The organism is Actinoplanes octamycinicus (assembly GCF_014205225.1).
Taxonomy (GTDB): Bacteria; Actinomycetota; Actinomycetes; order Mycobacteriales; family Micromonosporaceae; genus Actinoplanes; species Actinoplanes octamycinicus.
Genome location: NZ_JACHNB010000001.1, coordinates 4,617,337 through 4,629,418 on the forward strand (window position 1 = coordinate 4,617,337; position 12,082 = coordinate 4,629,418).

At 68.0% G+C, this 12,082-nt stretch carries 10 protein-coding genes and 1 rRNA gene; 9 read left to right on the forward strand and 2 right to left on the reverse strand.

The genetic code is table 11. The annotated features are described in order from the left end of the window. Positions 1-159: 159 nt before the first annotated feature. A complete protein-coding gene (locus BJY16_RS20185) occupies positions 160-687 on the reverse strand; it encodes a hypothetical protein (protein WP_239177572.1) in 528 nt (175 codons plus the stop codon). Positions 688-792: 105 nt separating this feature from the next. Here BJY16_RS20185 and BJY16_RS20190 point away from each other — a divergent pair, with 105 nt between their 5' ends. The 8 genes from BJY16_RS20190 to BJY16_RS20225 all read left to right on the forward strand — a co-directional run bounded on the left by BJY16_RS20190 (position 793) and on the right by BJY16_RS20225 (position 9,102). After that, positions 793-1,575, forward strand: coding sequence for an SAM-dependent methyltransferase (locus BJY16_RS20190; protein ID WP_185041146.1), 783 nt, complete (start codon positions 793-795; stop codon positions 1,573-1,575). A 103-nt stretch (positions 1,576-1,678) separates the two neighbouring features. Further along, positions 1,679-2,668, forward strand: coding sequence for a malate dehydrogenase (locus tag BJY16_RS20195; protein ID WP_185041147.1), 990 nt, complete (start codon positions 1,679-1,681; stop codon positions 2,666-2,668). 212 nt (positions 2,669-2,880) lie between these two features. Next, entirely contained in the window at positions 2,881-3,891 is a 1,011-nt protein-coding gene (locus tag BJY16_RS20200; protein WP_185041148.1) for a sporulation protein, read from the forward strand. 334 nt (positions 3,892-4,225) lie between these two features. Then, on the forward strand, positions 4,226-5,242 hold the full coding sequence (locus tag BJY16_RS20205; RefSeq protein WP_185041149.1) for an ABC transporter substrate-binding protein: 1,017 nt from the start codon (positions 4,226-4,228) through the stop codon (positions 5,240-5,242). Beyond that, positions 5,239-6,027, forward strand: coding sequence for an ABC transporter ATP-binding protein (locus tag BJY16_RS20210; protein ID WP_185041150.1), 789 nt, complete (start codon positions 5,239-5,241; stop codon positions 6,025-6,027). Before BJY16_RS20205 ends, BJY16_RS20210 begins: the two co-directional genes overlap by 4 nt. After that, positions 6,020-6,850, forward strand: a complete 831-nt coding sequence (locus tag BJY16_RS20215; RefSeq protein WP_185041151.1) for an ABC transporter permease — start codon at positions 6,020-6,022, stop codon at positions 6,848-6,850. The genes BJY16_RS20210 and BJY16_RS20215 overlap by 8 nt, the downstream gene beginning before the upstream one ends. 15 nt (positions 6,851-6,865) lie before the next feature. After that, the gene (locus BJY16_RS20220; protein WP_185041152.1) at positions 6,866-7,762 is read left to right on the forward strand and encodes a TauD/TfdA dioxygenase family protein; all 897 of its coding nucleotides are present in this window, start codon (positions 6,866-6,868) and stop codon (positions 7,760-7,762) included. Next, complete coding sequence (locus BJY16_RS20225; RefSeq protein ID WP_185041153.1) at positions 7,762-9,102, forward strand: LLM class flavin-dependent oxidoreductase; 1,341 nt, start codon at positions 7,762-7,764, stop codon at positions 9,100-9,102. The genes BJY16_RS20220 and BJY16_RS20225 overlap by 1 nt, the downstream gene beginning before the upstream one ends. Before the next feature lie 24 nt (positions 9,103-9,126). On the opposite strand, the gene BJY16_RS20230 is transcribed toward BJY16_RS20225, so the two are convergent. Further along, positions 9,127-9,774 carry a hypothetical protein gene (locus tag BJY16_RS20230; protein ID WP_185041154.1) on the reverse strand — a complete coding sequence of 216 codons (648 nt, stop codon included), beginning with the start codon at positions 9,772-9,774 and terminating at the stop codon, positions 9,127-9,129. Positions 9,775-10,269: 495 nt separating this feature from the next. On the opposite strand from BJY16_RS20230, the gene BJY16_RS20235 reads away from it, so the two are divergent. Further along, positions 10,270-11,784, forward strand: a 16S ribosomal RNA gene (locus tag BJY16_RS20235). The last annotated feature ends 298 nt before the right edge of the window (positions 11,785-12,082 follow it).

Below are 12,082 nucleotides of genomic sequence, written 5' to 3' on the forward strand. Positions count from 1 at the left end.
CAGCGGCGGTAGGAGACGTCCATGAGGTGGTAGGAGACATCCGGGAGGCGCCAGGAGACGCCCGCGAGGCGGCGGGAGGGGAACAGCGCCAGGTGGCCGCGAGGGCGGAAAGCAAGGCGGCGAGCGGCGGGAGGAGGCGCGGGCCGGCGCGCGGCGGGGCTACCGGGCGTACCGGAAATCCGGGGTCAGCGGCCCGGAGCAGGCCGCAGCCGTGGGCCTGTCGTCCTGCGCGGCCGAGCTGAGCAGCCCGGCGCAGCCGCACACCGCGAGCACCGCCGTCACGATCAGCAACAGCACGGTCAGCACCAGCCCGGGATACTTCTGCGGCGGCGGCCCGAGCGCCCCGCGCAGGAAGGCCAGCAGCGGCGCCCGGTATTCCAGCTCGGCGGTCTTGCCGGGCAGCGCCAGCACGGTGGTCTCCGCGGCGCCCAGCCGGGACGGCAGCAGGTAGGGCACGTGCACGTGGACGTGGTGCTCACCGAGCGCGACCGGGGTGGTCACCCGCCCCCAGGTGGCCGGCACGTCGCGGCCGTCGATCTCCAGGACCGGGGTGAAGAGCCCGAGCAGGAACGCCAGGGGCGCGTAGCGCAGGGTGACCGCGATGGTCGCGCCGCCGTCCCCGCGCGCCGGGTCGAGCGGCGGGAAGCCGGGGGAGAAGGGCCGGTAGGGCGGCGCCAGAATGGCCACGCTGCACCTTTCTGTGAGTCCGCCGATGCAGGATATGCCCGGGCGGCCGATGCGGAAAACTGTCGATGTCCACAATGGAGGTGATCCGGTTAGGATGACCATGTGATGAGCGATCAGGTGGATCCGCACACCGTGTCACCGGCCCGCCGCTGGAACTACTGGCTCGGCGGCAAGGACCACTTCCAGGTCGATCGTGACTCCGGCGACCAGATCGCGGCGGCCTATCCCGCGGTGCGGACCACCGCCCGGGAGGGGCGCGCCTTCCACCGGCGCGCGGTGCGGTTCCTGGCCGAGGAGGCCGGCATCCGCCAGTTCCTCGACATCGGCACCGGCCTGCCCGCGCCGGACAACACGCACGAGGTGGCCCAGGCGGTCGCCCCGGACGCCCGGGTGGTCTATGTCGACAACGATCCGATGGTGCTGGCGCACGCCCGGGCCCTGATGATCGGCGGCGCGACCACGTATGTGGACGCCGACCTGCGCGACCCCGGCCGGATCCTGGCCGCCCCGGAGGTGCGCGAGCTGCTCGACCTGGACCAGCCGATCGCCATCCTGCTGATCTCGGTGCTGCACTTCCTGACCGACGACGACCGGGCCCGCGCCGTGGTCAAGGAGCTGCTGGCCGCCGCGCCGCCGGGCAGCTACCTGGTCGCCACGCACGCGACGATGGATTTCGTCAGCGCCCAGCACGCCGCGGTGTACCGGCAGATGTATCAGGCCGGCCAGGTCGACGCGCTGGCCCGCGACCGGGAGGCGGTCGCCGGTTTCTTCGACGGGCTGGCGCTGGCCGAGCCGGGCCTGGTCGCGGCCTGCGACTGGCGCCCCGAGCAGGCCGATCGGCCGTCCCCGGCCGAGGTGGCGCTCTACGCGGGAGTCGCCCGGAAGTGACGCGTGAGGTCACATCCATCGGCATCCGCGTCATCGTCCCGTAACGCGAGGGATAGAGTCCGGATCGGGTGCCGATATGCCTCAACCTCGGGAGATAGAACTCATGACTAAGACACCGGTCACCGTCACCGTGACGGGCGCAGCCGGCCAGATCGGCTACGCGCTGCTGTTCCGCATCGCCTCCGGTCACCTGCTCGGCGCGGACGTACCGGTCCGGCTGCGCCTGCTGGAGATCCCGGCCGCCACCAAGGCCGCTCAGGGCACCGCGATGGAGCTCGACGACTGCGCGTTCCCGCTGCTCGCCGGCGTCGACGTGTTCGACGACCCGAAGGCCGCCTTCGACGGCGTCAACGTGGCGCTGCTGGTCGGCGCCCGCCCGCGGACCAAGGGCATGGAGCGCGGCGACCTGCTCGAGGCGAACGGTGGCATCTTCGGCCCGCAGGGCGCCGCGATCAACGCGGGCGCCGCCTCCGACGTGCGTGTCCTGGTGGTCGGCAACCCGGCCAACACCAACGCGCTGATCGCCCAGCAGCACGCGCCGGACGTCCCGGCCGACCGGTTCACCGCGATGACCCGGCTCGACCACAACCGCGCGCTGGCACAGCTCGCGGCCAAGCTGCAGGTGCCGGTCGCCGAGCTGCGCAAGGTCACCATCTGGGGCAACCACTCCGCCACGCAGTACCCGGACGTCTTCCACGCCGAGGCCGCCGGCCGCCCGGTCAAGGACCTGGTCGACCAGGCCTGGCTCGCCGACGAGTTCATCCCGCGGGTCGCCAAGCGCGGCGCCGAGATCATCGAGGTCCGCGGCGCGTCCTCGGCCGCCTCGGCCGCGTCCGCCGCGATCGACCACGTGCACACCTGGGTGAACGGGACCGCCGAGGGCGACTGGACCTCGGCCGCGATCGTCTCGGACGGCTCCTACGGCGTGCCGGCCGGCCTGATCTCGTCGTTCCCGGTCACCTCGAAGGGTGGCAAGTGGGAGATCGTCCAGGGCCTGGAGATCAGCGAGTTCTCCCGTGCCCGGATCGACGCCTCGGTCGCCGAGCTCCAGGAGGAGCGGGCCGCCGTGCAGGGCCTCGGTCTCATCAAGTAATCACTTCACGATCAAGGGCGGCTTTCCGTACGCGGTGAGCCGCCCTTCTCGTGCCCGGCGACCGCCTCGTCCGGGTGACCCGACCGGTGCCGGCGGCTCCCCGACCTTGCACGATGGTCGTAGGCTGCCCTGCAAGATCGGCTGTTCTTCACAGCCACCGTTCAGGCGGTCTTGTTAGTTTTCCGAGGACCTTACGAACCACAGGAGAGATCGTGGTCTTCAAGAAGTTGCTGGGCGCCATGGGTGTTGGCGGTCCGAGTGTCGACACCGTGCTGAGCAACCCGAGCACCTATCCGGGAGCTCCGCTGACCGGTCAGGTCAACCTGACCGGCGGCACTCAGGAAGCGGACATCGAGCACATCACGCTGGCCCTGGTCACCCGGATGGAGGTGGAGGGCGGCGGCGGTGACTACTCGACCACCGGTGACTTCTTCCGGGTCACCGTGGCCGGGCGCACCCGTCTGCACCCGGGGCAGCAGCTGTCCATCCCGTTCCGGATCGACATGCCGTGGGAGACCCCGGTGACCACGGCGTACGGGCAGCAGCTGCGCGGCATGGTGATGGGCGTGCGCACCGAGGTGTCCATCGCCCGGGCCCTGGACAAGGGTGACCTCGACCCGGTCTACGTGCACCCGCTGCCGATCCAGCAGAAGATCCTCGACGCCTTCGGCCAGCTGGGCTTCCGCTTCAAGTCCGCCGACCTGGAGTACGGGCAGATCTACGGCGTCCACCAGACCCTCCCGTTCTACCAGGAGATCGAGTACTGGCCCGCCCCGCAGTACGCGCACGCGGTCAACGAGGTCGAGCTGACCTTCGTGACCAGCCCGCACCAGGTCGAGGTGGTGCTGGAGTTCGACAAGCGCGGCGGCATGTTCTCCAGCGGTCACGACACCTACGGGCGCTACACGGTGTCGCACCACGACGCGGACACCACCGACTGGCGGTCCGTGGTCGACGGCTGGGTCCGCCAGGCGGTCGACCGGCACAAGGCCCGCCCGGGTTACGGCGCTCCCGGCCACGGCGCCTACGGCGCGCCGGGCTACCCGCCGCCCCCGCCGCCCGGTTACGGGCACGGCCCCTCGCACCACGGGCACTACCGGCACGGCCACCACGGCAGCGGCCTGGGCGGCGCCGCCCTCGGCGCGGTGGGTGGCCTGGCCGCCGGCTACTTCGTCGGTGAGGCGGTCGAGGAGGTCTTCGAGGACTTCGGTGGCGAGGACTGACCTGCGGTTTCTCTGAGAGGGCGGGAGCGCACGACGCGCTCCCGCCCTTTTTCTCGCTCCGATATCCCACTCACCCTATGGGAAATGTATGTGACCTGGGTCACAAAGGCGCTGACGCGGCGTCGCCGACCGTTTACGTTCCTAGGCATGAGCCGAAGCAAGTGCCTCACCCGGCGCCGCTTCGTCGACTACCTCCGGGTGTGCACCTGCGCCTGTTGAGTGTGTGACGGCGGAGCAGCCGCTGTAGTCGTACGCGAAATGTGCCTTTCTCTTTTCCGCTCTCTTTTCCGGCGGCATTCGACGAATGCCGTCCGATGACCCCTGAGGAGCATTCATGACCACCCGCCGAATCGCGCTGGCCGGACTGCTCAGCGGCGCGCTGCTGACCGTCGCCGGACTTTCCGCATGCGGTGACAGCGGCGCCGCGGCCGCCGACAAACAGGTCAAGGAATTGCGATATCAAGGCAGCGTGGGCGCGGTGACGCTGCCCGAGCTGGCCGCCGACCTGGGCTACCTGAACGACGTGACGCTCAAGTGGATCGGCAACACCACCAGCGGCCCGCAGGACATCCAGGCGGCCACCACCGGCGACACCGACTTCGGCGGCGCGTTCAACGGCGCGATCGTCAAGCTCAAGGCCAACGGCGCGCCGATCAAGGCGGTGATCGGCTACTACGGCGTCGACAAGGACACCTTCAACGGCTACTACGTGCTCGACGGCAGCCCGATCAAGAGCGCTCGCGACCTGATCGGCAAGAAGATCGGCGTGAACACGCTCGGCGCGCACCACGAAGCGGTGATCAAGACCTACCTGACCCGGAACGGGCTGACCGACGACGAGATCAAGCAGGTCGAGCTGGTCGTGGTGCCGCCGGTGAATACCGAGCAGTCGCTGCGGCAGAAGCAGCTCGACGCCGGCACGCTCGGCGGCACGCTGCGCGACAAGGCGCTCGAGCGGGGCGGCATCCACCCGCTCTTCACCGACTTCGAGCTGCTCGGCCAGTTCACCGCGGGCAGCTACATCTTCCGCGAGGACTTCATCAAGAAGAACCCGGACACCGTGAAGACCTTCGTCACCGGCGTCGGCAAGGCCATCGAGTGGGCCCGCACCACGCCGCGGGACCAGGTCGTCGCCAAGTTCCAGGAGATCGTCAAGAAGCGCGGACGCAGCGAGGACACCTCGGCGTTGCAGTACTGGAAGAGCTCCGGCGTGGCCGGCACGGGCGGCGTCATCGCCGAGAAGGAGTTCCAGACCTGGATCGACTGGCTGGACCGGGCCGGCGAGCTGAAGAAGGACGTCAAGGCCACCGACATCTACACCAACGAGTACAACGCGAGCGCCGCGTCATGATCGTCTTCGAGAACGTCGGCAAGGTCTTCGAGGCCCGGGGTACCAAGGTCACCGCTCTCCAGGAGATCAACCTGACCGTGGAGACGGGCGAGTTCCTGGTCATCGTCGGGCCCAGCGGCTGCGGCAAGTCCACCCTCCTCGACCTGCTCGGCGGCCTCGCCGAGCCGTCCACCGGCCGGATCCTGATCGACGGGAAACCGGTCACCGGGCCGGGCCTGGACCGCGGCGTGGTCTTCCAGCAGTACGCGCTGCTCCCGTGGCGTACCGCGCAGGGCAACGTCGAGTTCGGCCTGGAGGCCAAGAACGTGCCCCGCAAGGAGCGTGCCGCCCGGGCCCGGGAGTACCTCGACCTGGTCGGCCTGGCCGGCTTCCACGACCGCTACCCGCACGAGCTCTCCGGCGGCATGAAGCAGCGCGTCGCGATCGCCCGCAGCCTCGCCTTCGACCCGGACGTGCTGCTGATGGACGAGCCGTTCGCGGCGCTCGACGCGCAGACCCGGGACGGGCTGCAGGACGAGCTGCTGCGGATCTGGGAGAAGACCGGCAAGACCGTCGTCTTCATCACGCACGGCATCGAGGAGGCGGTCTATCTCGGACAGCGGGTGGCGGTGATGACCTCCCGGCCCGGCCGGATCAAGCAGGTGGTGGGCATCCCGCGCCTGGAGCAGTCCGACGACGTCCGGTCCGACCCGCAGTTCGCGCACTACCGGCACGAGATCTGGAGCCTGCTGCGCGACGAGGTCAGTAAGGCCCGCACCCTGGAACTGGAGGCCTCCCGTGTCTAGCTCCGCCCTGCTCGAGCCGGCCGTGGCGACCCTCGCGCCGCAGCCGGCGGCCGCCCGCCGCCGCCCCCTCCGATTCGCCGGGACCATCCTGACCAGGTCGATCGCGATCATCGCGCTCGCCGCCGTCTGGGAGGTCCTGCCCCGGCTGGGCGTGGTCGACGCGACCTTCCTGCCGCCGCTCTCCGAGGTCCTGACGGCCTGGTGGGAGCTGGTCAAGTCGGGCGAACTGCTGGAGCACGCCCAGGCCAGCCTGACCCGATCGCTGGCCGGGTTCGGTCTCGCGATCGTCATCGCCATCCCGCTCGGCCTGCTGATCGGCTGGTACCAACCGGTCGCCAACCTGCTCAGCCCGCTCCTGGAGGTCTTCCGGAACACGGCGGCGCTGGCCATCCTCCCGGTCTTCGTGCTGATCCTCGGTCTCGGCGAGACCTCCAAGATCGCGATCATCCTGTACGCGTGCGCCTGGCCGATCCTGCTCAACACGGTGAGCGGCGTCCGTACCGTCGACCCGCTGCTGATCAAGTCGGCCCGCTCGCTCGGACTCGGCCCGCTGCGCCTGTTCCAGAAGGTCATCCTGCCCGCGGCGGTGCCCACCATCTTCACCGGCATCCGGCTCGCCGGGGCGTACTCGATCCTGATTCTGATCGCGGCCGAGATGGTCGGCGCCAAAGCCGGACTCGGCTACCTCATCAATTACGCCCAGTACAACTTCGCGGTCCCCGACATGTACGCCGGAATCATCACCATCTCCGCCATCGGCCTGATCGTCAACCAGCTCCTGATCGTCACCGAGCGCCGCTTCTCGACCTGGCGCACCAACTAGTAATCGGAGGTTCCCATGAGTATCGACATCACGCGGATCGGTGGCCGGATCGGCGCTTCGGTGGCCGGCGTCGACCTCTCCCGTCCCCTGGACGACGTGGTCGCCAAGGAGATCCACGAGGCCCTGGTCGAGCACAAGGTGCTGGTCTTCCGCGGCCAGCACCTGGACGACGAGCAGCACCAGCGGTTCGCCTCGATCTTCGGTGAGCTGACCCTGGCGCACCCGACCGTCCCGTCCGTCGACGGCCAGGCCAACGTGCTGGAGGTGGCCGGCGGCGAGGGCGCCCGGGCGAACGCCTGGCACACCGACGTCACCTTCGTGGTCGCCCCGCCGAAGGCCACCACCCTGCGCAGCCTGGTCATCCCGCCGTACGGCGGCGACACCCTGTTCTCCAACACCGCGGCCGCCTACGCCGACCTGCCGGAGCACCTGCGGCTGCTGGCCGACCGCGCCTGGGCCGAGCACTCCAACGAGTACGACTACGCCGAGCACCCGCAGTTCCGCTCGGCCGAGGTGGAGGAGTACCACAAGGTCTTCGTCTCCACCCGCTACCGCACCGCGCACCCGGTGGTCCGGGTCAACCCGGACTCCGGCCAGCCGAACCTGTTCATCGGCAACTTCGTCACCGGCATCCTCGGCCTGTCCAAGACCGAGTCGCGAGACATCCTGCGCCTGCTCCAGCACTACGTGACCCGCCCGGAGAACACCCTGCGGCACAAGTGGCAGGTCGGCGACATCGTCGTCTGGGACAACCGCAGCACCCAGCACTACGCCGCCGACGACTACGGCGACCTGGCCCGCAAGCTGCACCGGGTCACCGTCGCCGGGGACGTCCCGGTCAGCCTGGACGGCACCAAGAGCTACATCCTCGAGGGCGACGAGGCCACCCACTACACCCCGCAGGTGCAGTGATGACCCGTCTGCTGCACCTCAACGCCTTCGTGATGAGCGTCGGGCATCACGAAGCCGCCTGGCGCCTGCCGGAGAGCGACCCCTACGCCGACCTCGACGTCGAGCACTTCAAGAACATCGCCCGGATCGCCGAGCGCGGCAAGCTGGACTCGCTGTTCCTGGCCGACGGCCCGGTGCTCTGGGACCAGGTCGGGCGGCGCCCCTCCGGCGTCCTGGAGCCGACCCTGCTGCTCACCGCGCTGGCCGGGGCCACCTCCCGGATCGGGCTGATCGCCACCGCCTCGACCACCTACAACGAGCCGTACAACCTGGCCCGCCGGTTCGCCTCGCTGGACATCATCAGCGGCGGCCGGGCCGGCTGGAACATCGTCACCACCGCCGGCCTGGACGCGGCCCGCAACTTCAACCTCGACGAGCTGCCCGCGCACAAGGAGCGCTACGAGCGCGCCGCGGAATTCGTCGACGTCTCCCTCAAGCTCTGGGACTCGTGGGACGACGACGTGGTGCTCGCCGACAAGGAGAGCGGGATCTGGGGGGACGACGCCAAGATCTACCCGCCGGCGCACGAGGGGCGGTTCTACAAGGTCGCCGGGGCGCTGAACGTACCGCGGTCGGCGCAGGGCCACCCGGTCCTGGTCCAGGCCGGCTCCTCGGAGAACGGCCGGGACTTCGCGGCGCGCTACGCCGAGGCGGTGTTCACCGCGCACCAGACCCTCGCCGACGCGCAGGAGTTCTACGACGACCTGAAGCGACGGGCCGTCGAGTACGGCCGCGACCCGGACCACATCAAGATCCTGCCCGGCATCGTGCCGATCATCGGCTCCTCGGAGGAGGCGGCACGGGAGCGGGAAGCCGAACTCAACCGGCTGATCCGGCCCGAGTTCGCGCTCACCCAGCTCGCCGGGCTCCTCGGCATCTCCCCCGAGGAGCTGCGTCTCGACGCGCCGCTTCCGGACTCCCTGCCGGAGGAGGACGAGATCGAGGGTGCCAAGAGCCGCCGCACGCTGGTGGTCAACCTCGGTCGCCGGGAGAACCTGACGGTCCGGGAGATCATCGCCCGGCTCGGCGGCGGCCGCGGCCACCTGACCTTCGCCGGCACGCCGGTGCAGGTCGCGGACGCGATCGAGAAGTGGTTCACCTCCGGGGCGGCCGACGGCTTCAACATCATGCCGCCGGTGCTGCCGTCCGGCCTGACCGACTTCGTCGACCAGGTGGTGCCGATCCTCCAGGACCGCGGTCTCTTCCGGACCGAGTACACCGGACGGACGCTGCGGGAGCACTACGGCCTGCCGCGCCCGGCCAACCGGAACGTGGGCGCGTTGCAGACCGCCGACCAATAGGTCCGCTGAGTTTTCGGTACGCCCTCAGTACCCCTGGTGCGCCGTCGCCTGGTGACCCTGTCGCCGGGCGGCGGCCTCCTCCTCGGTGTGCCGGCGGGCCTCCCGCACCCCGTCCATCAGCTCGTCCCACCGCGGGTCCTCGCGGAACCGGGCCATCCGCACCTGGCTCGCCGAGCGCGCCGACGTGTACTCCCACCAGGCCGCCACCCGCACCGGCCAGAGCCCGACCCGGACCGCGCCGGCCAGGAAGCAGCGGTGCGCGGTGAGCGTGGCCGCCAGCATGGTCGGCGCCAGGTCGATCTTCGGGTCGTCGAGCGCCTTGCCGAGCGCCCGCACGTCCCGGTGCATCTCCGCATAGCCGATCAGGCTGGGCATGGCCGGCACCAGCAGCTCGTCCTCCGGATCGATCACGTCGTCGGCGTACGCCGGGGTGAACACGACATCGTCGACGGTGACGATCAGCGGCAGGGACTGACGCTTGCGCTTCAGGTCGATCTGCACCGCCGGCGCGCCGGTCGGGACGTGCACCCAGTCGGCGTCCAGCACGTCGCGGAAGGCGATCCGCGCGGTGTCCCCGATCGCGGGGATGTGCACGGTGACCAGACCCGGGCCGGCGGTCACCTCGGTGCCCGGCACCTCTCGCAGCATGTCGGCCAGCTCCTGAGTGCGCATGCTGCTGGTTATACGCCCTGCGCGCACGTCCGCGCGGCCCGCCACTTGAGGATTTAGCCGGACATTGTGGTGTGACGGCCGTCTCAGGGCTGCGGATTTGGCGTTGCGGGGGTGGGGGAGTAATGTTTTCCGAGCCGCCAGGGAGACGGGCGAGCGAGACGGGACCCGCGAGGGGCCCGGAGCGGCCGTCCTGACGGAAAACCTACCATCAAGATCGCGCGATCTTCGGTCGTGCGGATTCTCGGTGTCGGTTGAATTCGGGTTGCGAAACGCGGATTTGACGATCTGGGAATGGCGGGTAAAGTAGAGCGAGTGCCCCGGAGGGCGGGCCGCGAAAGCGGAGCGTTTGATGGTGTGCGGTTGTTCTTTGAGAACTCAACAGGGTGCTTGAAAAGCCAGTGCCAATTATGGCAATACCCCGGCCTGTCCTTCGGGATGGGTGGGAGATTCCTTTGGCAACATTTTGTTGCCGGGACTCATGTTTTTCAACAGATTTTGTTGGAGAGTTTGATCCTGGCTCAGGACGAACGCTGGCGGCGTGCTTAACACATGCAAGTCGAGCGGAAAGGCCCTTCGGGGTACTCGAGCGGCGAACGGGTGAGTAACACGTGAGTAACCTGCCCCAGACTTTGGGATAACCCTCGGAAACGGGGGCTAATACCGAATATGACCTGGCACCGCATGGTGTTGGGTGGAAAGTTTTTCGGTTTGGGATGGACTCGCGGCCTATCAGCTTGTTGGTGGGGTAATGGCCTACCAAGGCGACGACGGGTAGCCGGCCTGAGAGGGCGACCGGCCACACTGGGACTGAGACACGGCCCAGACTCCTACGGGAGGCAGCAGTGGGGAATATTGCACAATGGGCGGAAGCCTGATGCAGCGACGCCGCGTGAGGGATGACGGCCTTCGGGTTGTAAACCTCTTTCAGCAGGGACGAAGCGTAAGTGACGGTACCTGCAGAAGAAGCGCCGGCCAACTACGTGCCAGCAGCCGCGGTAAGACGTAGGGCGCGAGCGTTGTCCGGATTTATTGGGCGTAAAGAGCTCGTAGGCGGCTTGTCGCGTCGAATGTGAAAACCCGAGGCTCAACTTCGGGCTTGCATTCGATACGGGCAGGCTAGAGTTCGGTAGGGGAGACTGGAATTCCTGGTGTAGCGGTGAAATGCGCAGATATCAGGAGGAACACCGGTGGCGAAGGCGGGTCTCTGGGCCGATACTGACGCTGAGGAGCGAAAGCGTGGGGAGCGAACAGGATTAGATACCCTGGTAGTCCACGCTGTAAACGTTGGGCGCTAGGTGTGGGGGACCTCTCCGGTTCTCTGCGCCGCAGCTAACGCATTAAGCGCCCCGCCTGGGGAGTACGGCCGCAAGGCTAAAACTCAAAGGAATTGACGGGGGCCCGCACAAGCGGCGGAGCATGCGGATTAATTCGATGCAACGCGAAGAACCTTACCTGGGTTTGACATGTACGGAAATCCTGCAGAGATGTAGGGTCCTTCGGGGCCGTTCACAGGTGGTGCATGGCTGTCGTCAGCTCGTGTCGTGAGATGTTGGGTTAAGTCCCGCAACGAGCGCAACCCTCGTCCCATGTTGCCAGCATTCAGTTGGGGACTCATGGGAGACTGCCGGGGTCAACTCGGAGGAAGGTGGGGATGACGTCAAGTCATCATGCCCCTTATGTCCAGGGCTTCACGCATGCTACAATGGCCGGTACAAAGGGCTGCGAAATCGTAAGGTGGAGCGAATCCCAAAAAGCCGGTCTCAGTTCGGATCGGGGTCTGCAACTCGACCCCGTGAAGTCGGAGTCGCTAGTAATCGCAGATCAGCAACGCTGCGGTGAATACGTTCCCGGGCCTTGTACACACCGCCCGTCACGTCACGAAAGTCGGCAACACCCGAAGCCGGTGGCCTAACCCCTTGTGGGAGGGAGCCGTCGAAGGTGGGGCTGGCGATTGGGACGAAGTCGTAACAAGGTAGCCGTACCGGAAGGTGCGGCTGGATCACCTCCTTTCTAAGGAGCAACTCTCACCGAAAGGTGACAGTGGCCCGCGGTTCGCGAATGACGAACCGGGGTGCTCATAGGCGGAGACACTGGCTAGCTCAAACCGGCAACGGCCGGCTCTCTTAGTACACGCGGTTTTCCGCGAAGGAACAGGAGCTGGTGCGGCTGGTGGAAGCGGTAAGCACCCTGTTGGGTATCTGAAAGAACAACCCTTTGTGGTTGGTCTTCAATGCCAGGCACGGCCTGGCCTTCCATACCGGTTCTCTTTGAGGATGCTGGTGGTTGGCTGAGCAGGTTGTGGGTTGGT